Origin of the sequence: Leptolyngbya sp. AS-A5, assembly GCF_039962495.1 — a bacterium.
Lineage (GTDB): Bacteria > Cyanobacteriota > Cyanobacteriia > Leptolyngbyales > Leptolyngbyaceae > Leptolyngbya.
In genome coordinates this window covers 249,576-270,602 of record NZ_JAMPLL010000004.1, presented here as the reverse complement: position 1 = coordinate 270,602, position 21,027 = coordinate 249,576, and the positions used below count along the sequence as shown (strand labels likewise).

At 47.4% G+C, this 21,027-nt stretch carries 18 protein-coding genes; 4 read left to right on the top strand and 14 right to left on the bottom strand.

The genetic code is table 11. The annotated features are described in order from the left end of the window. Positions 1-15: 15 nt before the first annotated feature. Positions 16-456, bottom strand: coding sequence for a hypothetical protein (locus tag NC980_RS08135; protein ID WP_190378406.1), 441 nt, complete (start codon positions 454-456; stop codon positions 16-18). Positions 457-677: 221 nt separating this feature from the next. Between NC980_RS08135 and NC980_RS08130 the strand changes: the two genes are divergently transcribed. The 3 genes from NC980_RS08130 (at position 678) to NC980_RS08120 (ending at position 3,409) form a co-directional block, all read left to right on the top strand. After that, positions 678-1,187 (top strand): hypothetical protein, encoded by a 510-nt coding sequence (locus tag NC980_RS08130; protein ID WP_190378405.1) that lies wholly within the window; start codon positions 678-680, stop codon positions 1,185-1,187. Between the two features lie 161 nt (positions 1,188-1,348). Continuing rightward, positions 1,349-2,620 (top strand): hypothetical protein, encoded by a 1,272-nt coding sequence (locus NC980_RS08125; protein WP_190378404.1) that lies wholly within the window; start codon positions 1,349-1,351, stop codon positions 2,618-2,620. Positions 2,621-2,716: 96 nt separating this feature from the next. Next, positions 2,717-3,409, top strand: coding sequence for a ribonuclease (locus NC980_RS08120; RefSeq protein ID WP_190378450.1), 693 nt, complete (start codon positions 2,717-2,719; stop codon positions 3,407-3,409). Between the two features lie 85 nt (positions 3,410-3,494). Here NC980_RS08120 and NC980_RS08115 read toward each other — a convergent pair whose 3' ends face one another. The 12 genes from NC980_RS08115 to NC980_RS08060 all read right to left on the bottom strand — a co-directional run bounded on the left by NC980_RS08115 (position 3,495) and on the right by NC980_RS08060 (position 18,165). After that, on the bottom strand, positions 3,495-3,764 hold the full coding sequence (locus tag NC980_RS08115; RefSeq protein ID WP_190378403.1) for a YciI family protein: 270 nt from the start codon (positions 3,762-3,764) through the stop codon (positions 3,495-3,497). Positions 3,765-3,775: 11 nt separating this feature from the next. Beyond that, positions 3,776-6,208: a phenylalanine--tRNA ligase subunit beta gene (gene pheT / locus NC980_RS08110; RefSeq protein ID WP_190378402.1), complete on the bottom strand. Its 2,433-nt coding sequence runs from the start codon at positions 6,206-6,208 to the stop codon at positions 3,776-3,778. A gap of 70 nt (positions 6,209-6,278) precedes the next feature. After that, entirely contained in the window at positions 6,279-7,088 is an 810-nt protein-coding gene (locus tag NC980_RS08105; RefSeq protein WP_190378449.1) for an A24 family peptidase, read from the bottom strand. A 73-nt stretch (positions 7,089-7,161) separates the two neighbouring features. Continuing rightward, positions 7,162-7,410, bottom strand: a complete 249-nt coding sequence (locus NC980_RS08100) for a hypothetical protein (RefSeq protein ID WP_190378401.1) — start codon at positions 7,408-7,410, stop codon at positions 7,162-7,164. Positions 7,411-7,550: 140 nt separating this feature from the next. Beyond that, positions 7,551-9,041, bottom strand: a complete 1,491-nt coding sequence (locus tag NC980_RS08095) for an adenylate/guanylate cyclase domain-containing protein (protein WP_190378400.1) — start codon at positions 9,039-9,041, stop codon at positions 7,551-7,553. Positions 9,042-9,049: 8 nt separating this feature from the next. Continuing rightward, on the bottom strand, positions 9,050-10,030 hold the full coding sequence (locus tag NC980_RS08090) for a chemotaxis response regulator protein-glutamate methylesterase (protein WP_190378399.1): 981 nt from the start codon (positions 10,028-10,030) through the stop codon (positions 9,050-9,052). A gap of 3 nt (positions 10,031-10,033) precedes the next feature. After that, positions 10,034-12,745 carry a hybrid sensor histidine kinase/response regulator gene (locus NC980_RS08085; protein WP_190378398.1) on the bottom strand — a complete coding sequence of 904 codons (2,712 nt, stop codon included), beginning with the start codon at positions 12,743-12,745 and terminating at the stop codon, positions 10,034-10,036. Continuing rightward, positions 12,742-13,404, bottom strand: a complete 663-nt coding sequence (locus NC980_RS08080) for a chemotaxis protein CheW (RefSeq protein WP_190378397.1) — start codon at positions 13,402-13,404, stop codon at positions 12,742-12,744. The genes NC980_RS08085 and NC980_RS08080 overlap by 4 nt, the downstream gene beginning before the upstream one ends. 4 nt (positions 13,405-13,408) lie before the next feature. Continuing rightward, positions 13,409-15,007: a methyl-accepting chemotaxis protein gene (locus tag NC980_RS08075; protein ID WP_190378396.1), complete on the bottom strand. Its 1,599-nt coding sequence runs from the start codon at positions 15,005-15,007 to the stop codon at positions 13,409-13,411. Between the two features lie 11 nt (positions 15,008-15,018). Beyond that, positions 15,019-16,182 carry a protein-glutamate O-methyltransferase CheR gene (locus tag NC980_RS08070; protein ID WP_190378395.1) on the bottom strand — a complete coding sequence of 388 codons (1,164 nt, stop codon included), beginning with the start codon at positions 16,180-16,182 and terminating at the stop codon, positions 15,019-15,021. Positions 16,183-16,186: 4 nt separating this feature from the next. Beyond that, positions 16,187-16,636, bottom strand: a complete 450-nt coding sequence (locus tag NC980_RS08065) for a chemotaxis protein CheW (protein ID WP_190378394.1) — start codon at positions 16,634-16,636, stop codon at positions 16,187-16,189. A 74-nt stretch (positions 16,637-16,710) separates the two neighbouring features. After that, positions 16,711-18,165, bottom strand: coding sequence for a mechanosensitive ion channel domain-containing protein (locus tag NC980_RS08060; RefSeq protein ID WP_190378393.1), 1,455 nt, complete (start codon positions 18,163-18,165; stop codon positions 16,711-16,713). 152 nt (positions 18,166-18,317) lie between these two features. On the opposite strand from NC980_RS08060, the gene NC980_RS08055 reads away from it, so the two are divergent. Next, positions 18,318-20,537, top strand: a complete 2,220-nt coding sequence (locus NC980_RS08055; protein ID WP_190378392.1) for a solute carrier family 23 protein — start codon at positions 18,318-18,320, stop codon at positions 20,535-20,537. 54 nt (positions 20,538-20,591) lie between these two features. On the opposite strand, the gene NC980_RS08050 is transcribed toward NC980_RS08055, so the two are convergent. Continuing rightward, positions 20,592-20,957 carry a hypothetical protein gene (locus NC980_RS08050; RefSeq protein ID WP_190378391.1) on the bottom strand — a complete coding sequence of 122 codons (366 nt, stop codon included), beginning with the start codon at positions 20,955-20,957 and terminating at the stop codon, positions 20,592-20,594. Positions 20,958-21,027 lie beyond the last annotated feature (70 nt).

Here is a 21,027-nt window from a genome sequence, read left to right as displayed (position 1 = left end):
AATCGCAATTAATTACTAACCAGCTTGATACTGGATCTGCTTCGATTGCTCATCATATTGAGCAGTCAGAATCAGCTTTTTATCAGGCGCATAAACTAAAACTGTTAAATCTTGATTCGGAAAGTTCTTGTGGAAGCCTTGAGCCAGCGATCGGGCTAAGTCTCTCACTTCGTTGGGTTTGACCTGCGGCGAAATCACTACCCCTAGCTTGTTGTTGTCCCGCACATAAGCATCCTTGATCAAGCCTTTACTGGCACTGATCACCCAGGTACCAAAGTCTTGACCCGCAGACGAATTGCCATAGGCAAGTTGTCCATAGCTACTGGTGCGATCGATTTGCGCTTGAGCGGGGGGTTGTTTTGCCGTTGCTGCCCCACCGCACGCAGTCGTTAGGGTTAATAAAAGAACGAGCGCGATCGCGGTTAAAAATCTACGCCCTTGTTGAAAAAAACTCACATTTACCTCCTTCTTTTCTTAAGTAATCGGAGTGCTTTTACTTAAGAGTAAAGAGGCTGCGCGATCGCAATTCACCAGTCTGTGGTGTGATCCCCAAATGCGTCTAACGAAGCCCTAAGATAGACACGATAGACAGATGATGCTTTGATGCCGGATTCCTACGCTGAACATCAGTACACTCGTTTCGATGTTGTACTCAATAGGAATGATTGGATATTAATATGAATTCATTAAAGCTAAATTCTGATGAGTGCTCTGCTTTTGGTCAGCTTGTGTTGCAGTATTTAGAGGAAAATCCGCAGACGAATATGAGCCAGCTTGCAAGAGAGGTGAACATCTCGCGGGCGGGATTTGGGTGGATTTGCCTCAAGCAAAGCAACCCCGATGAAGAAACGGCAACTAAAGTGGCTCGATTAATCGGTGCTGATTTAACGGAGGTGGCGCGACTGGTGCATGAGAACAAGCTAGAGAAGTTGGCACAGCGCCATCAGCTTGTTTATGCAACTCGCTTCAGCAAAGATGCGTTTCACGCTGCGATTCCGCTTGAAGATGCGATCGCTGGATTGAATGCTCTGTTTCAAGCCTTTCACACGGTAACGCAGAGTATTCCAGAGCCTGAAAAACCGACTGATTTTCAGATTTATAAGCAAGCTTATGAGATTATCAAACGAGATTTTTTAAGCCGAAAAATTTCAAGAAAGCACTACGATTCCCATCAGGATCGAAATTAAATTTGGGCGATCGCACTTTTCTGAATCTTAGGCAAGTTAGAAACCTGTCACATTGTCGATCCTCTTTGGTCTGCATCTCCTTTTAGATAGAGAAAGCACAACGGGGATGTGTTCTAACCACTTCACCTGAATAATCCCCGATTCAGGCGATGAGACAGATTATGTTGAGAAGATTTCGGCGATCGCTACAACAATTTTTTACGCGAACTCGATCGATCAACAAGCAACCACTGAATGCAGTGAGTTTGATTGTGATCATTTTGATCGATATCTTCATTTTAGTTAATGTATTTACGGGTCTGAATGATATTAGTAATTGGACAATCAGCCCGAATGAGGCTTATCCCTGCTATTCGGAGTGGCGCGACTATCGAACTTCTACCGCACAAAACAAAGATTTCGAGAGAGTTCGTAGCGCCGTGGTGAATAACTCTCCTGAGATATTTCCAGGAGAAACATCGCCGCGATCGCTGGGATTTCAGGAGCGATATCAGCAAGCGAATCAGGGGAGATTGGGCAGTGTTTCACCGACTTGTCTAGCGTTTGGAGGACTGAAAGACAAGGTTGATAATCCTACAAACCAGAAGCTTGTTAAAACGCTTGACCAAAAACAAAACAGCATTGGCAATCTAGAAAATTCTAATCGCAACATTCGCGCTCAATACGATTCGACACTGCTGGAAAAGATTGCAGGACAAGATCGTGACCAATCGATTAATAATGTGGGTGCCGAGAAAGCCAAAGCACAACTCGATCAAAACAATCAGCAGATTGCTCAACTGAGAGGAGAGATTGCCAAGCTGAGAACAGAATTAGTCGCGAAACCCGAAAGCGTTGAGTTTTTTAATCTTCTTAGAAATGATGGAGCGTTCACTGAGGTTGAGCAGGGATATAAACAAGCATCTTTTTGGTATCCCAGCATTCAGCTAGCATTTCAAGCCTTGTTCCTTGTACCTCTGTTGATTGGTGCAGGGTTGGTTTATCGGTTTGCGGAGCGGAAGCGCTATGGGCTGGTTGCACTGATTAGCTGGCATTTGCTGATCATCTTCTTTATCCCGCTGATTCTGAAAATCTTTGAATTTCTGCAAGTTGGTGCATTATTCAAGTTCTTGTTCGATATCATCAGCGCGATTTTTGGTGGATTGCTGTTTCTGGTGAGCTATGCCTATATTTTGCTCATTCCGATCGCAGGATTTGCCCTGATCAAGCTCTTCCAAAAGATTGCCGTTCGGACTAAACTCCCGCCTTCTGCATTAGTGCAACAGTCTCGCTGTCTTAACTGTACGAGAACCTTGAAGCACAATGAAAACTACTGTCCGCACTGTGGCTATCATCAAAATTTAGAGTGCCACAACTGCCATCAGCCAACTTACAAGCACTTACCCTACTGTCGCAACTGTGGAACAGAGCAAGATTTGAGTCGATCGGACTAAGGCTTTAATCTACAATAATCTCGGTTTGCTTCTCAAGCTCCGAAATTCAGATTGCTCTAATTGATTCTACAAGGACTCTTTGTGCTCAGAAAAGCGATGTTCAAAAAAGCCATTATTTCAACTCTACTGCTGGCTGGAATTTGCGCCCTTCCAGGGATTTCAGAGGCACGTCCTTCTCGTTCCAAACCTGCTCAGCAAACTCGAAATGTTCCAGGGCAATTCGATTACTATGTAATGGCGCTTTCTTGGTCTCCGGATTACTGTGCAACAAATGGCAACCGTGATCCTCAACAATGCGGCACAGGACGGCAATTAGGCTTTGTACTGCATGGCTTGTGGCCCCAGTACGATCGCGGCTATCCACAAAACTGCACTACCGAAGCATTTAACCCAAGAATGCAGCAACAGTTTCCGGGTCTTTATCCCAGTTCAAAGCTATACAGCCACGAATGGGAAAAGCATGGAACTTGTTCAGGTCTATCTCAAGTGCAATACCACCAATTGTCAAAAACGTTCAAAGAGAGTGTTACGATTCCCGATCGCTATGTCCGCCCAACTCAACCATTTCGTGTGACTTTGACGCAGCTTAAACAGGATTTTGTCAGGGCTAATCCTGGTTTTACAGCAAACAGTGTTGCTCCGAGTTGTTCGGGGTCAGGACGGTTTTTACAAGAAACACTGGTGTGCTATTCAAAGGATGGCAAGCCTGGGACTTGTAGTGAAGAAGTGTTACGCCGATCGCGAAGAAGTTGTGGTCAGGCGAACTTTTTAGTGCGGAGTGTACGGTAAGAATTACAGATATACAGTTTTGCTGCGTTGCAAGTAGTTTGCAACGCAGCAAAAAAGTCGAACGGAACTTTTAAGCGACGATCACTTAAATCGCCTGAATCCATTCTTTGATGTCGTATTCCGTCCAGATTTGGTTTTGCCAATATGGATCAGACTCAATCAAATCACGCACGATCGCTTCATTCTCAGCCTCGTAAATTCCAAACACTTTAGTTACATCTTTGGTCGGGCCGATCGTAATCAAAATTCCATCTTCCTTTTGTTTGGCGAGTCCATCTAAATGAGCTTGGCGATATGGTGCTCTTTTTTCTAGCACATCTTCGCAATAGCTCCCCCAAACCACATATTTAGGCACAATCTCACTCCTTAGCTTCTCAGTTCTACGCGGAATTTCTCGGTTAATGCTTCACGCACTTTCTGATGAACCGGATCGACATCTTCATCTTTCAAGGTGCGATCGTCGGCTCGATACACCAATCGAAATGCTAAACTTCTTTGACCTTCCGGGACACGATCGCCTATGTACTCATCAAACAGTTCCACAGATTCGAGCAGCTTACCGCCTGCTTTAACGATCGTGCGCTCTAAATCACTCACCGCAACGTCACGCGCTGCGAAGAACGCAATATCGCGATCGGAAGCGGGATAAGTTGAGAACGGCTTGAAGATCGAAACCATTGCTTCGTCCGTCTCAAGCTGTTGAATCACGACATCGAGATTAAGCTGGAACACATACACTTCATCCGGTAATCCGCGCTCTTGACGCAGTTGGGGATGGAGTTGCCCAAAGGTTCCTAAGCGTTCACCTTTCACCCACAATGAAGCAGTACGTCCCGGATGTAGTCGAGCATCACGACGATCGGGCTGGTATTCCACGGTTAAACCAACACGATCGAAGACGCTATCTAAAACGCCTTTTGCTTCAAACCAGGTCATCGGCTGGTCTTTACCCCCACGCACCCACTTACCCTGAGCCGGATCGCCGCCGAGAATGCCCGCGATCGCTTCAGATTCGATCAGTTCTTCTTCTTGAGCAAAGATGTGACCCACCTCAAACCCGTTCAAGGCTCCATTGCCTTGCTCTAAGTTGTATTGGAATGCCTCGATCAAGCCATTGATCAAATCAGTTCTCAATGCAGAGTATTCGGTAAACAGTGGATTTGCCAGAACAACCTGACGTTCTTCTCCAGGTTTACCCAAGGAATAGTGCATCACTTCGGTTAAACCTGCGGCTCGGAATGCTTCGCGAACTTTGCGCTTAATGACCTGATCGATCGACAAATACCCTAGCTCAGTCTTATCCGGCAAAGTATCTGTGAACTTGTTGTATCCATACAGCCGCGCAATTTCTTCGATCAAATCGATCTCGCGCTCTAAGTCCCGGTAGCGATAAGGCGGAACAGTCACAATCCAGGTTTCTGAGCCATTCGACTGCAACTCACAGCCCAAAGCCGTTAAGGTGCGTTCGATATCACTCGCTTGCAGTTCGCCTAAGTCCTCATCGAGTTCGACCATACCTAACACTTCGCGAACGCGCTCTAAGCGAAGCTCGATCGTTCTCGTTAAAGTACCTTGTCGATGGTCGATCGTGCTTTGCGCCGTAACCGTTCCGCCTGCCGTTTCGAGAATGAGTTCGATCGCTCGGCGGCAAGCGGTTTCCAGTCCTGCCCAGTTCACCCCGCGTTCATATCGGGCGGATGCCTCGGTTCTCAAGCCTTGCGATCGTGCCGATTTACGAATTGCCGCAGAATCAAAAATCGCCGCTTCGAGCAGTACATTCTGAGTCGTATCGCTGACTTCTGTTTCTTCTCCGCCAAACACCCCTGCTAACATCGTCGGCTTGTCGTTCACCGTGATTAACAAGGCTTGCTCTTGCAGTTTGCGGTCTTGACCATCGAGCGTTTTCACCGATTCGCCCGATCGTGCAAATCGCACACCCATTTCGATTTGATCACTTCCAGCGACTTGAATCAAACGATCGAGATCAAACGCATGAAGCGGTTGACCCCATTCGAGCATGATGTAATTCGTCACATCGACAATGTTGTTGATCGATCGTACTCCTGATGCTAACAATCGACGCTGCAACCACAACGGCGAGGGGGCAATCTTGACGTTCTCGATCGTCGTTCCGATGTAGGTCGGGCAAGCTTGAGCATCGCTAATTTTGATTGACAAAGCGCGATTTTGCTCGACTTGCGGTGCGGCGGGTTGCGGGAGTCGCAGCGTTCCGCCTGTTAACGCTGCGACCTCTCGCGCAATTCCAACCAAACTGAGCGCATCTGCCCGATTTGCAGTCGAAGTCAAGTCTAAAATGGCATCATCTAATCCGAGGAGCGGACGCACATCCATTCCCGGCTGCAACGCGCCCGTCACAGTCTCATCAAAAATGTGAATACCTTCTGATTCTTTAGTCAGACCCAGTTCCGACAAAGAACAAATCATCCCTTTGGATTCCACGCCTCTGAGCTTGGCAGGCTTAATTTTTAGATCAACATTCGGTAAGTAAGTTCCAAGCGTTGCCACCGCCACAAAAATATCGGTTCGGACATTTGCCGCACCGCAAACGATTTGAGAGGGACTTTCACCGCCAATATCGACTGTGCAAACACTCAAGCGATCGGCATTCGGATGCTGTTCTCGCGTCAGCACTTTCCCGACGACAACCCCATCCGCCCAAGTGCGTCGATCTTCTATGTCTTCTACCTCAAACCCCGCCATCGTCAGCTTTTCCGCCAACGCCTCTGGAGTCATCGAAATATCTATCAGTTCCCGCAGCCAATTGAGAGAGATACGCATCCGTTGCCTTTAAATTCACGCTAATCAAGCCTCATTTTACCGCTCTTGTTGATCCTGCTGTCCGGAGAAATCAGAGGGCAAATAATTGCAGGTAGCTCGATAGCATCGCTTGACCATAAAACAAGCTCAAACCCGCGCCCAGCGCTAGAAACGGGCCAAACGGCATCGCTTGACGACGCGACAATCGCCCCAATTTTAGCGCGGCAATTCCCACGATCGCCCCCGTTAAACACGCCAAAAATCCCCCGATCAGCATCAACTGCCAGCCCAGCCACGCGCCGATCATCGCCATTAGCTTCGAGTCCCCGGCTCCCATGGCTGTTTGTCCCAGAATCATCGAAGCGACGATCGCAATGAGATCCAATAGCCAGATTCCGACGATCGCGCCGATTACAGCCGTAATGAATTCCCCAATTGCGCCAACGATCCCGCCGCTTAAAAAGCCAACGATCGTGCTGAACACCAACCCCAACACTAATCCCGATTGCGTCAATGGATTTGGTAACGTCATCGTATCGAGATCAATCATCGCCAGTGCAAGCAGCCAACTGAGAAATGTCCAGTATCCAAGCGTTTGTATCGAGATGCCGAAAATCCAGAACACGATGACAAATAAAATACCTGTAATTGCTTCGATTAGCGGGTAGCGAGGAGCGATCGAGCTTTTACAATGAGCGCATTTTCCTTTCAGGCGTAGCCAACCGAACACAGGAATATTCTCGCGTTTTCGCAGGCGAGTTAGGCAGTGGGGACAGCGCGACGGCGGATAAATCAGCGAGAGTCCCGCAGGCAAGCGGTAGATTACGACATTCAGAAAGCTCCCGATCGAGGCACCCACAAAAAACACCAAAACCAGAGCCGGGACAGCAAGAAGATCCATACATTCAGCAAGCATCAGGGCAGACTTCATTTAACTCGATCGAGCTGAAATTCGTGCCCTTCTCTTGTGATTTTTACTCGATTAATTCAAACGGCACAAAACATTCTTGAGGTAGTAAAACTGGCTTGCCCGAAAAAATGATTTTGCCGCGATGCGTAATTCGATTAATCGCCACGCCCAACGGACGATCGATCTCAGGATGTACGGCAAAATAGGTTTCATAAATCAGCCGCGCCGACTGAATTAGAGTCGGATCAAGATAAGTTGTAAAGTCATTTTCATTCACGTCGTTTCCAGTCTCAACTTTCGCTAAAACGTTCATTATTCAAACTTGTCCATATACAGATTGACTGTATCCTATGTCAAAATTCACCATTGGTACAAAAAATCAGTAAAATTTGTTGAAAAGGAACTCTGCATATGCACAGAGTAGGATATTGCACAGACTACTTTTCATCAAATTTACTTTTCATCAAATGTCCAAGCGTCTGTCCAGTCTTTGGGAACTCCTCGATCGAGCAATTCCGTTACCCGATCAACATAAAGTTGTGCTGTGTAATCGTTAGGATTTGCCTTTAGAACCTCTTCAAAATGGCGTTTTGCTTGATCGAACTTCGCTTCTCGGTAACACTCAATCCCCTGATCAAATATGGGCTGAGTTTGCCGCTTCAGCATCCGATTTTCTTCTGTCTCTGCATCTAAAATTTCATACACGGTGATTGGTTCGTTGCGTCCTTTGACGATCGCTCGATCGAGAAAGCGAATTTGATATTGCCCCGGATTACTCAGATACTCTAAGGTTTGTCCAGAGATTAACATCGAAACTCCATAGTATTTGGTTAGTCCTTCCAGTCGAGAGGTGAGGTTGACGGTATCCGAAAACGCATCGCCTTGAATTCGATTAGTTTCCCCAACCATGCCCAGCATCATGTGTCCGACATGAATTCCGATGCCAACTTGAACCGGCAAATCTCCCCGTGCCATTCGCTCAACATTGTATTCTTGTACCCGAAGCTGTTTCGCGACTCCAGCCGCCACCGCATCGTCTGCTCCTTCTGGAAACACTGCCATCATGCCATCACCGAGAAATTTGACAATAATGCCATAGTGATTGCGAATTTCTGGACTGACACGCTTGAGATAAGCATTGACAAAGTTAAAATTATCCTGAGGCGACATCGATTCTGAAATCGTCGTGAACGATCGAATGTCACTAAACATTACCGCCATTGTTTTACTGACATAATCGCCCAACTGCACTTCGGTTACAGACTCTTTGCGGAGAAAGCGCAGATACTCAGACGGAAAGAAACGGGCAAAAGATTCATTCAGCCGCTTGAGTTCTTCCTGGCGAGTGTTAACCGTGCCGACCATCTGAACAAACACACGCGATAGCTGCCCAAGTTCATCATCGCGATCTCTGACTTCGCTTAAATCTTCGGGCTTAAAGGTATGTTCTTCAACCGAGACGGCTGCTTTGGTGAGCTTATTCACTTGCTCAATGTACTGTGCTTGACGCAGGTTCTCATCGCGCAGTTGGGCTTCGGCTTCTTGGCGCTTGCGGAGGTTATTGTAGGCTCTGGAGTGATAGCGAATCCGGGCAATCAGTTCAACCCGATCGGGCAACTTCACTAAATAGTCATTTGCACCCAGTTCAAAAGCTTGAGCCTTGATCACGGGTTCTTCTTTACTAGATAGAACAATCAGGGGTACATCAGCAGTCGGGGCATCTTGCGATCGCAAAAATCGCACCACCAATAATCCATCCATCTGAGGCATCACTAGATCTTGCAAAATCACAGTCGGATTGCATTGTGCTGCGGCTTTCAGGGCATAAAGTGGATTGTTGCAGTAGTGGAATGCAATATCTGCTTCAGGAGCCAGCATCTTTTGGATGGCTTCGCTGATGATCGCTTGATCATCAATGAGTAGGACTGTGATGGGATCGCTCATACTCATGATCAATGGAAACGGTGCAGTAAGGCAGTGGCGATCGCATCAGGGTTGAGCACATCCACAGCCGCACTTAGCTCGATCGCGGCTTTGGGCATTCCGTAGACCACACAGCTTTCCTCAGCTTGAGCGATCGTGTACCAGCCTCGCTGACGCAATATTCTCAATCCTTCTGCTCCATCCCGCCCCATACCTGTGAGTAAAATAGCAGCACCTTGATCTTTTCCATATTGTGCCACGCTTTTGAAGAAGACATCGACCGACGGACGGTAAGGATAATCGGTTGGATAGGGCGTATAAGCTAAGGTTCCGTTCGATTGCAAACAGAGATGATCATTACTACAAGCAAATAAGACTTTACCTTCTGTGGGTCGATCGCCGCTCATGGCTTTGCTGACGGGGAGCGCAGTTTGTTGATCTAACCAATTAATCATTCCCATCGCAAACTGCACATCGACGTGCTGCACAATCACGATCGCAGCGCTAAAATCGGGTGGCAATTGAGCAAGAATCGTGACGAGCGCTTTTGGCCCGCCTGTTGAAGCCCCAATGACGACTAAGGGCGATCGTGACTGGATGGGAGTAAACTCAGTCTTTCCAATCAGTTTGCCAATGGTTTTGATCTTTGACAGCAGTAACCGTGCATCTTCGGGCGTTCCTGAACTGCTGAGAATGGGTGTATTGACGGCATCGAGTGCGCCATGTCCCATTGCTTCAAACACTTTTGCAGAACTATGCTCCACATCTGCTGTCACTACCAGAATGGCACAGGGCGATCGCTGCATGATTTGCCGCGTCGCTTCGATGCCGTCCATTTCTGGCATAAACAGATCCATTAAAATTAAATCGGGTTGATCCTGAGCGCATTTTTGTACCGCTTCTGCACCGGTGTAGGCAATCCAAGCAACCTGATGCTGAGGAGCCTGCATTAACACTCGTCGCAGCGCTTCCACGGCTAAGCTCATATCATTGACGATCGCAATTCTCATAGCTTACTGCCCGATCAAGTCAACGACTGCCTGAATCAAAGAGTCATCCTGAAAGCTATTTTTAGTTAAATAATAATCTGCTCCCGCTTCGAGTCCTTGCAGTCGATCAGATTCTCGATCGCGATAAGACACCACAATCACCGGAGTCGATCGTAGATGCGGGTTGGCTTTGACCTGCTGAATTAGCTCAATTCCGTTCATTCTAGGCATATCAATATCTGTAATCACTAAATCATAAGTCTGATTGCGAACCGCATTCCAACCTTCCATTCCATCGATCGCGACATCGACTTGATAGCCTTGTTTTTCCAGCAGCTTGCGTTCGACTTCACGCACCGTAATCGAGTCATCCACGACCAGAATCCGCTTTTTCGGCTCTGTGGTTTCAGTGTGGCACGGAGCAGTGAGTCGCCCCGCATCGAGCAATGTGTTGATCGATCGCACCAAGTCCGAAACATCCACAATCAGAATTAATGAGCCATCCGTCATTAACGCTGCGGCGCTGATATCTTGAACTTTTCCTAAGCGCGAATCGAGCGGACGTACGACTAGCTCTCGCTCTCCTAACGTGCGATCGACGATTAATCCATACTGTGCAGATTGGTAGCTCAAAATCACCACGCAAAGAGAATCAGGAAGTGCAGGCGCGTGGGGTAAATCAAACACTTGAGCCAGAGAGATTAAACCGATGTTTTGATCGTTGAACGTAAAGTACGGTTGGTTTTCGACTAGGGAAATTTCCGCACGATCGAGGCGGAGAACACGATCGATGCGCGAGAGAGGAAACGCATATTGTTCGCCAGAAACCTCGACCAGTAAAGTTCGGACTACAGAAAGCGTCAGCGGTAGCTGAAAGTGAAAGCTCGTTCCAGTCCCCGGTGAAGCAATCGCGCGGACAGTACCGCCGACTTCCTGCGCCATCGCTTTTGCAATATCTAGTCCAACGCCACGCCCAGAAAGTTCTGTGACTTTTTTAGACAGCGAAAACCCAGGGAGAAAAAGAAATTCCATCAGTTCTGTATGGGTCATGCGACGGGCAACTTCTGGAGGTGCAAGCCGACGGCGAATTACTTGTTGTCGTACCTGATTTGGATCAATGCCTCGACCATCATCGGAGACTGTAATGACGAGCATTCCACCCCGATGGAAGGCTTCAAGCTGAATGGTGCCTTCGGGAGATTTTCCGGCACTGATGCGCTCTTCGGGAGGCTCTATGCCATGGTCTAGAGCATTTCTTAAAAGATGAGTCAAGGGTGCTTCGAGTTTGGTGAGAATATCGCGATCGACGGCTGTGTTTTCGCCGAGAATTGAGAGTTTGACTTGTTTTCCAAGCTGTCGCGCTAGGTCTCGCACCATGCGAGGAAAGCTTTGCACTCCATCGGAAAACGGGCGCATCTGCGACTGAATGACTTCCCGGTAAAGCTGATCGCTGAGGTTATCTGTGCGACGAATGTATTCACCGAGTTCAGCGATGCGATCGCTCAATAAATTCCGACATTCTCGCTCTTGTTGGCGTAATTGGTCGAATGCTTCAATTTCGTGAGACTGTTGAAGTTCTTCTAGCATTTTAGACAGGGCTAACTGTCTTGAGCGAATCTGCATCAATGACTCGGCAAAGGGTTGAAGCCAGTAAGCTTCGACCATTGATTCTCCGGCAAGTCCAACAATTCGATTGAGATTATCGGCGCTGACTCGTAGGACGCGATCGAGCTGGGCAGTGTTTTCAGGTTCAGGGGGATCGTGTTGGGGAGTGGGAAGTGGGGAGTGGGGAGTGGGAGCGGGAGTGGGGAGTGGGGCTAGGATAGGTTCGGATTGATCTAGCGACAGCGATCGATGGATTGTTTCTAGTTCAGAGCGGTGATGAGAGAACCATTGCTGGACATCTTGCGTTTGGCTAATGGATTGAATTAAATCCACACCTCGAAACAAAGCATCGATCTGGGCAGCATTTAAGCTGAGGGTTTGTTTTTGAGCAGCGACGAAACAATCTTCCATCTGATGAGCTAACTCGACTGCAGCATCTAGACCCACAATGCGGGCGGCTCCTTTGATCGAGTGGGCGGCTCTCATCAAGGCTTCGAGTTCTTGGAGTGAATTTGGAGTCGCTTCGATCGCAACTAGCCCGCGATTGAGAATTGCAGTTTGAGCTTCAACTTCTTGCCGAAACAATGCCATCAATTCTGGATCGCTCTGCATTAAGTTCTGAACGGGTGCAGGTGGGGCTGTTTCTTTAATAACTTCGATTTGTTCTGGTGGTGCAGGAGAAGCGATCGACTTGGGTTGTTCCGGCTGAAATGAAGTGACTTCAAATTGAAGGGGTCGATCGACGTGGTAGCTATCATCGATCAAAGTTTGCGTTTTCGCTAAATCCTCAGCATGATTGAACAACCATTGTTTTGAGTTTGCCGGATCGAGCTGACACATCTGGAGCAATAAAGTACAGCCATGCAGTAATGACTCAATCTTGTCAGGGGTGAGAGAAAGCTGACCAGCATGAGCCGCAGTGAGACAAGACTGAATGACCTCTGCTAAGTGAGTTGCAGCATCGAACTCAATCAAATGAGCAACGCCCACGATCGTCCGAATCGATTGCAACGCCTTCTCAATTTCATGAATTAGATCCGGTTGTTGTTGGAGAGCAGTCAGGGATTGTTTTAAGCGATCGACTTGAGTTTGGGTTTCTTGCCGAAACAGATCGCGCATTGAATAGCTCATAGCAGTCTCCGATCGAGCGTATCAATCAGCAATTCTGCATTCAGATAGTTCACCTTTTGATCGTTACAGATCAGAATGCCCTGGGTATAGGCTGCATTTGTTTTTGTAATCACAACGGGTGGAGCTTGAATCTGGCGCAGCGGATAACGATGAATACCATGCACTTGATCAACCGGAAACACCCATTTCCGCTGAGACGTACCGACAATCAGCATTCGATCGTCATCTGAAGATGCAGCAGCTTCTAAATTGAGAAACTCTCGCAAGGATGCACAGAGCAGAACTTCACCCCGAACATTGGTTAATCCCAGAAATAACCGATCGCTCCGCCGAGGCAGCTTATGAATTCGAGTCGGACGAATCACTTCTTGCAGCGATCGGATTGAAATCGCAAACTGCTCCTGTCCCAGTCGAAACAGAATCAACGACAGCATTTCTTCCGTTGATCGATCGCTTAAAGCTGATCCGCGTTCAGCAATGCTCGTCGTCCATTCCTGAACATAATCGATCGGCACGTCACGTTCGAGCAGAAGCCGTCCGGACTCCGAATACACAGAGCAATTGTGGCAATGCGTCACCTGCGCAAGTTGCTCACAAGTCTGATTGCCTTCTACGCCAATTCGATTCCAGCAATCATTGATATCATCGATCGTGATCATGGCTTTACACCTTGAACTGCGAAATCTCACGCTGTAAGCCTCTCGTTGCATCGTCGAGTTGTCTCAGGGCGTGATTGGTTTCTTGAATCGACTGTGCGGTTTGTTGTGAAGCATCGCGTAGCTGAGCGATCGCAGTGCTAATCTGCTCGGCTCCTCGATATTGTTCATCCATACTTCGGTTGACGCTGACAAATTGCGGCGTGAGTCCCTGAACTTCTGTGATAAAGCTTGCAATTTGCTCACTCACATTGCCAACTTCTTCGACGTATTGCTTCACTTCATTGCGGAACTTATCAACCTCGACTACACCACTGGAAACAGAGGACTGCATTTCTTTCACCATCTGTTCAATTTCCAGCGTTGCGACTGCGGATTGGTCAGCTAGACGACGAATTTCACGCGCCACGACTGCAAATCCAGCTCCGTATTCTCCAGCTTTCTCAGCTTCGATCGCAGCATTAAGCGATAGCAAATTTGTCTGATCTGCAACTTTTGTGATGGTGGTGACGACTGAATTGATATTGTTCGCCTTTTCATCCATCACTTTTAGCTTCGAGGAGATCGAATTCGTTGCATAAGCCAATCGCTGCATTGCGGATTGAATCTTATCTAGATTCGTTTGACTATTGGATGCAGCATCGGTCGTTTCTTGTGCAGTTTTTACAACCTCATCCATCGACTTCACTAAGCCTCCAGCGGTCATCGCAATCTGTCGCGCTGTTGCATTCACTTCGTTCATTGAAGCAAACTGCTCGTTGACCGTGGCTTCGAGTTGTTTTCCGGCGGCTGCAATCTGCGTGGTTGACGTGCTGATTTGAATCCCTGATCGCTGAGCTTGCGAGATTAATTTATTCAAGCTTTTGATCATGTTTTGAAACGCATTCAGCAGTTGTCCGACTTCGGTTCGGTCTTTGGTGTCATCTAGGGAGTAAGCAAGGTTTCCGTCTGCGATCGCTTCTGCGGCATTCACGACTTTGGGAAGCTGCTGTCTTAAAGGCAGGCTATTCAACAAGCCAACAATCAGGGTTAAAATGAGCGCGAGCAGCGTTCCGACAATAATTAATCTCAGCAAAAAGCCTTGAGAGTCGCCAGCAGAAGCTTGAATTTGAGCAAGTTCGTTTTCAAGCTCACTCACAACTCGATTGCGCCGCGCTTGTAAGTCTGTAATTCTAGTCCGTAAAAGCTGTGTTCTTGCTTGAGGCAAATTGTTCTGACCCACTAAGCGAAAAACATTTTGGAAGGTTTCATCGGACTGCTCGATCAGTTGTGACAATTCATTCGCTGCCCCTCTCACTCTGGGATTGTCGGCAGTTTGTAGCTGTTGAGCTTTTTCTATCGCTTGTTTGCGCCCGTCGTTGTAAACTCTCGTAGAGTTTGCTCGTTGTTCTGGAAAGATATAGTATCCCCGAGCGGCAGCAACCATTCGGTTGATACCATCCACTAGAGCATCGGTATTTCTAATATTTTGCTCCACTCTTTGAGCTTGAGCTTGGAGTTGAAAGGCGCGAGTAGATGAGCGGTAGATGATCGCGCTTAAGATGATCAGAAAAATTAGCGGGATTGAGTATCCCAGTAGGATGCGATTGGTGATTTTGTTGAGCATAAAAGTAATAACTATAAGTTGAGAAGCCGTTGTACTCTTGCTTTTAGGCGGGTTGCTGTTGAGAGATCTCCTTGTTGTTCTTTTAAGACTGCTAATTCAATCAAAGCATCATAGAAGTTAGGGTTAAGATAGATCGCTTTTTGAAAGGCTTGTTCTGCGGGTTGAATTTGATTGAGCTCCTGATAGATTTTACCGAGCAACAGGTAGGCGTTCGCGTTCGTGCGATCGAGCGCAAGATGGGCTTTACAAAGCTGAGCAGCTTCGGTCAGTTGTCCGCGATCGACCAGTTGTTTAGCTTGCTCTAGTTTGGAAAGTGAGACTGCGGGAGTAGGCTTTGGTTTTGGCAGTGCAGCAATAGGCGCTTTAATAGACGCTTTTTGAGGTGCGGCTGGAGGCGGTTTAATTTTCTGATAAGCAAATGCGACAGGATGAGCCACAGGTTGATACTGTTGCGATGAAATCTGTAGGGTTTCTGCGGAGCCAACAAATAGTAAGCCAGAGACACTGAGAGCCTGATCCAGCGTGTTGATTACCTGCGATCGTGCAGGTTGATCTAGATAAATCAGCAGGTTTCGACAGAAAATAACCTGATATTGATGTCCAAGTAGACTGTTCGGTTCTAAAAGATTCTTCCGCATGAATTGAACTGTCTCGCGAATGTGCGATCGCACCTGATATCGGTCTTCAACCGTTTGAAAATAGGCAGGATTAATTGATGTTTCTCCCCGGAATGCTCGCTTAGTATAAGTGGCTCTTTTCGCTTTTTCCAGAGCAACTTGACTAATATCGATCGCATCAATCCGAAACTGAGCGCTGCTTAGTCCTGCTTCGAGCAGAGTTATCGCGAGCGAATAAGGTTCTTCTCCAGTCGAGCAAGGTGCTGACAGAACGCGCAAGGTAGAATTTGGATTCCATTCAGTTTTGATCCAATGTTTCAAGCACACAAAAGGTTCACGATCGCGAAAGAACCAAGTCTCAGGAACGACAACCGTTTCGATCAGCGCATCGAGTTCTTCAGCGGAACCCTTCAGGCGATTGTAGTAATCTTTTAAAGTCGGAAGACCGCAGCACAAACGACGCTGCTCGATCGCATAGGCAATCGAGTTGGAACCGATGCTATTTGCATCTAATCCAATTTTCTGTCTTAACATTGCTTCAATCGTTGTTTGTACCATTCACCTAACCAGTTCCTCCGCCAATTAGTGCAACGTTTTGAACATCTGAGACCAGCGCCTCCCACCGTAATCGCTGAATCATGTCTTGTTCGTGCATCAGGACTTCACCTAGATAGGAGCCATCATCGTTTTCAGCCGATGGCATTAAGTCAGGCTGATCGAGCGTTTCTGTGACTCGCTCGGCTAACAATCCGACATAAGCGCGATTGCCCTTTTTGGTAGTGTAGTGCAGCATCATAATTCGGGTACTGTAGCGCGATCGGCAAGGCTCCCCCTGAATCAGTTGGCATAAGTCAACAACAGGCACAATACAATTGCGATATTGAAACACACCTGTGATGTGCTTCGGAGCTTGGTGAATTTTTCGCAGCAGCACAAGCGGCAGCACTTCTACAATGTGAGTGCTGTCGATCGCATAGATATCTCCAGCAATATGAAAAAGCAACAATAACATTGCTGTGGGCTGCCGAAATAAGTTCGTTGCTGAGCTTACCGCGAACTCAACTGCCGCAGTATCTATCTGGGGAATTAAAGATCGAAGATGGACTCGATCTGCTTGCGGATTAACTGAAATGGAGTTTCTTCTTTCGTTGCTTCAGTCACGGTCACTCCCAAACTTTTAAGCGCTTCTTGACGCTGAGACAGTGCCTCCGCAATCTGGTCGGCTAACTCATGATGGCTACTGAGTAAGCTCTGTAGATTAGCGTGATCCACGATAAACAGAATGGTATCTTCGATCGTGCGTAACGTCGCGCTTCGGGGTGTCCCTAACAACAGCGACATCTCTCCGATAAATTCGCCCGATCGTCGGACTGCCACTTGTTGATCGATCGATTCCACCACCACTTCGACCGCACCCGACAGAATCAAATAAAACGCATCGCCCGGATCATTCTCCCGCGCAATCACTTCACCTGCTGCTAGCTTTTTTCGATAGCCTTTTTCGATCACTTGGCGCAATTCGACATCAGAACAATGTTGAAAGTAGCTCACTTTCTTCAGCAAATCGCGCAAAAGCCAGCCGCTAATCGGTTTATCAGGTGCGATCGCTTTAGGCGGTGAGCCATTCTGGATGCCTTGCAGCAGTTGAGCGATCGTGGGTAAATCGTTAAACACAATATCAGTCGGAGCCGCTTTCGTATCCAGGTCGCGATCGCGAAATTCTGCTTCGATCAGAAATTGCAGGGCGCTTTTGATTGAATCTTGCTCGATCGGCCGCTCGATCCACACCAGCAATTCAAACTTCAACATCGATTTTTCAGCATCCAATCCCTTAAAGTAGACTTCCGGTGAAGGAGCCGCTAATACTCGTGATTCTTGACGCGCCGCCGCTAGCAGGGCTTCCATGACCGTAAGCGAATCACTTTCATCAACGACTAAAATCGGGATCACAATGCGGCACTTTGGATCGCGATAGCTCCAGTTGACGACACCATTCTCTAGAAATCGACTATTCGGCACAATCACAAACACATTGTTAATTGTCCGGATAGTTGTACTGCGAATCGAGATGTCTTCAACAATCCCCGCTAATTGCTCAACCTCAATATAATCTCCAACCTTAACAGGCTGCTCAAATAACAATGTGATGCCGCTAATGAAATTACTGGTAATGTTCTGTAGGCCAATCCCGAACCCAAGCCCGATCGCGCCTGCAAACACCGTCAGTGAACTGAAGTTAATGCCCGTTGATTCAATCACCACGAAAAAGCCAATCAGCGTCACTACGTAACTGCCGATCGTGGACAGGGATTCGCTTGTACCGATATTCAAGCCAACTCCCGGAAACACTCGCTGTTTCAAAAGCTGCTTGGTTAAATTAGAAATAACCAGAACAATGATGAGTTGGAACAACAATTCGACCATAGAGCCGATCGAAAATTGCTTCCCACCAAAGGTGAATAAGTGAGTTGAAAAGAAGTTAGACAACTCTTCAAATAATCCCTGAACAACGATTCCGTTGAAGAGTTCCTGAAGTTCCATAAGCACAGCGTTTGAACCTACACAAAAATTAACCCTCTGACTGCACCAATCGTTTCCATCTGAAGAAGGATTTCGATCGATCTCGCGTGACTTGTTTTGGTGAGCTAGTGTAGGCTGAAATTGCTTTCCATGCTTTTTTATCAATTCAACGCGTGAAGAATGCACCTGCCAAAAAGCATGAGAACCAATTGTTCCTGAATCTCATTTCAGGTGGAACAATGGGGACTCTCACGGTGATTACCAGCGTTTCGTTTGGAGCAGTCATCTTTTCAGGTGGATTCTCTGAGGCGCTTCCCTGGGGAATTGGCGTGCTGTTGTTTAGTGCAGCAGTGATCAATACGATCGCTTCTTCATTCAGTTCGTATCCAGGTGTAGTTGCAACGCTTTCGGATAATTCGATTCCAGTTCTGAGCCTGATTGCGCGTCAGATTGTCGAACTGATGCCGAATGCAACGACTGAACAAAAGTTACTCACGCTGTCTGCAACGATCGTGCTGAATTCGATTGTGGGCGGTGCAATTCTAATGGCGTTGGGTAAGTTTCGGCTTGGCGGACTGATTCGATTTATTCCTTATCCGGTCGTGGGTGGGTTTATTGCCAGTACAGGACTATTGTTAGTTCAGGGTGCGCTTCAGTCGCTCAGTGGTGTTGATTATGATCATTTAACCGTGTCAGTCTTTTTGCAACCGAATGTGCTGCTTCAATGGTTGCCTGCGGTGTTTTTTGCGCTGGCGATGTATGTCCTGCCAAAGTCGTTTCAGCATTTTCTGTTGCTTCCAGGCATTATTGTGGCATCGATCGCGCTCTTTTATGCCGGACTGGCACTCACCGGAACCACAATTCAGCAGGCAACAACACAACAATGGCTACTCGGAACAATGCCACCGAACGCATTGTTTCAATTTACTGCGATCCCAGCCGTTACCCACGCTGATTGGTCAGTCGTAACTCAACAGCTCCCGACTCTAGCCGCATTATGGCTAATTGAAGCGATCGCGTTATTGCTCAACGCCAATGGCATTGAACTATTGGTGAAACGCGATTTTGACCTGAATCAAGAATTGAAGATTGCAGGAGCAGCCTCGATCGTCTCTGGTTTAGGTGGCGGTGCGGGTGGGTTTTCGAGTTTGAATGAGACAGCACTCGCGATCCAGTTGGGTGGACGATCACGATTAGTCGGACGAATGATTGCGGCGCTGTGTTTTGCAATTGCGTTTGGTAGTGCTGAGAGTTTAGCCTACTGTCCGAAGTTCATTCTGGTTGGATTACCGCTTCTGTATGGGATTGAACCGTTGTATGAGTGGATTTATCAGGCTTGGTTTCGGTTTTCACGATCGGACTACGGGATTATTTTGCTGATCGTTGCGGTGACGGCAACGGCGGGATATTTGCAGGGAATTGCAGTCGGATTGATGGCTGCGATCGTGCTGTTTGTGATTCAGTATAGTCAACTTGCCATCACGAAACGCATTAGCTCAGGGACATATCATCACAGCAATGTTCTCCGAACACCCGAAGAAATGGATATTCTTGAAGCAAAAGGTCAGCAGATTTTGGTGCTAGAGCTACAAGGATTGATCTTTTTTGGCACAGCAAACAAGTTACTCAATCAAATTCGCGCTCACCTAGACCAGAATTCACAAGTCAGGTTTGTCATTCTGGATTTTCGATTAGTGAGCGGACTTGATGCTTCTGCGGTGTTAAGTTTTGCCAAATTAGGACAGCTTGCAACCGAGAAACAGGTGCATCTATTGTTTACGCAATTGTCTCGTGAAGCAAAGCAATGGTTAAGTCAGGGAGATTGTTTAGATGAAACTGCTCCATTGTGTCATCGATTTGATGATCTCGATCGTGGCTTAGAATGGTGCGAACAACAAATCCTACAGGCTTACCCGTTAATCCAACTTGAACCCAGTTCAGAGTATCCCGATCGTGCGTTTCGTCGCTATTTGAAGTCTGCGTTTCTCGATCCGGAGCAGGTTGATCGATTGATGTTAATGCTGAAAACTTGTGTGCTTCAGCCTGGAGAGTATTTGTTTTATCAGGGTGATCCGTTTGATGGATTGTACTTTGTTGGTTCAGGGCAAGTGAGCGTGGTGATAGACCTGGATCAGAAGCAAACGAAGCGAATTCGGACTTATACGATCGGGAACACGATCGGTGAGATGGGCTTGTATCGCCAAACAGTACGCATGGCTTCCGTCGTGGCAGATAAGCCGAGTGTGCTGTATTTCCTCTCTTCTGAGGCATTCGAGCAGATTGAAAGTTCTAATCCGTTGTTAGCTGCGAATATTCATCGCTTTGTGGTGAATCTGCTAGCGGAACGGCTCGAACATCGCGAACAAGAACTCAAGAATTTGCTGAGTAACTGAATTGCAAAGTAGCTACCCCGGAATAGAGCAGCTACTGATGTTGACTGAACTCAATTAGCGAACAACTAACCCCGCTTTGGGTTTACGGCTAGGAGGTTTACGATCGGATTTGCGCTTGAGTCCGATCGCGAGTGCTTCTTTGCCATCAGAACCAAATTGCCCTTTGACAACTTCTTTCATCGCAAGAACCGCATTATGAAAAGCCTGTTCTGCCTGACGTGCAGCTTCGGCAGCTTCGCGGGCGAGCACTTGCTGTTCGATTTGGCGTTGTTGCATAGTCAGCATCGTTCGGTAAGCAGCTTGTAAGCCTTCTGGAGTTGCTTCTGTACGGTTTGTTTGATAGCCAGCAATGGTACTCAGCCCATTCATTGACTCGATATCTTGTTGCAGAATCTCGCGGGAGAGACGTTTAGTAGGCATGGATTTTCTCCATCTTTATAAGGTGTGCTTTTATCGTTCCCTGAGAGAGATTGAAAATTGGAAGGGCATA

Bases quoted from the DNA above. Each gene is read 5' to 3' on its own strand.
- pheT (WP_190378402.1), bottom strand. From the start codon at position 6,208: ATGCGTATCTCTCTCAATTGGCTGCGGGAACTGATAGATATTTCGATG.
- NC980_RS08085 (WP_190378398.1), bottom strand. From the start codon at position 12,745: ATGAGCTATTCAATGCGCGATCTGTTTCGGCAAGAAACCCAAACTCAA.
- NC980_RS08070 (WP_190378395.1), bottom strand. From the start codon at position 16,182: ATGGTACAAACAACGATTGAAGCAATGTTAAGACAGAAAATTGGATTA.
- NC980_RS08100 (WP_190378401.1), bottom strand. From the start codon at position 7,410: ATGAACGTTTTAGCGAAAGTTGAGACTGGAAACGACGTGAATGAAAAT.
- NC980_RS08120 (WP_190378450.1), top strand. From the start codon at position 2,717: ATGTTCAAAAAAGCCATTATTTCAACTCTACTGCTGGCTGGAATTTGC.
- NC980_RS08130 (WP_190378405.1), top strand. From the start codon at position 678: ATGAATTCATTAAAGCTAAATTCTGATGAGTGCTCTGCTTTTGGTCAG.
- NC980_RS08060 (WP_190378393.1), bottom strand. From the start codon at position 18,165: ATGGAACTTCAGGAACTCTTCAACGGAATCGTTGTTCAGGGATTATTT.
- NC980_RS08125 (WP_190378404.1), top strand. From the start codon at position 1,349: ATGTTGAGAAGATTTCGGCGATCGCTACAACAATTTTTTACGCGAACT.
- NC980_RS08050 (WP_190378391.1), bottom strand. From the start codon at position 20,957: ATGCCTACTAAACGTCTCTCCCGCGAGATTCTGCAACAAGATATCGAG.
- NC980_RS08090 (WP_190378399.1), bottom strand. From the start codon at position 10,030: ATGAGAATTGCGATCGTCAATGATATGAGCTTAGCCGTGGAAGCGCTG.
- NC980_RS08095 (WP_190378400.1), bottom strand. From the start codon at position 9,041: ATGAGCGATCCCATCACAGTCCTACTCATTGATGATCAAGCGATCATC.
- NC980_RS08065 (WP_190378394.1), bottom strand. From the start codon at position 16,636: ATGTTATTGTTGCTTTTTCATATTGCTGGAGATATCTATGCGATCGAC.
- NC980_RS08075 (WP_190378396.1), bottom strand. From the start codon at position 15,007: ATGCTCAACAAAATCACCAATCGCATCCTACTGGGATACTCAATCCCG.
- NC980_RS08105 (WP_190378449.1), bottom strand. From the start codon at position 7,088: ATGGATCTTCTTGCTGTCCCGGCTCTGGTTTTGGTGTTTTTTGTGGGT.
- NC980_RS08080 (WP_190378397.1), bottom strand. From the start codon at position 13,404: ATGATCACGATCGATGATATCAATGATTGCTGGAATCGAATTGGCGTA.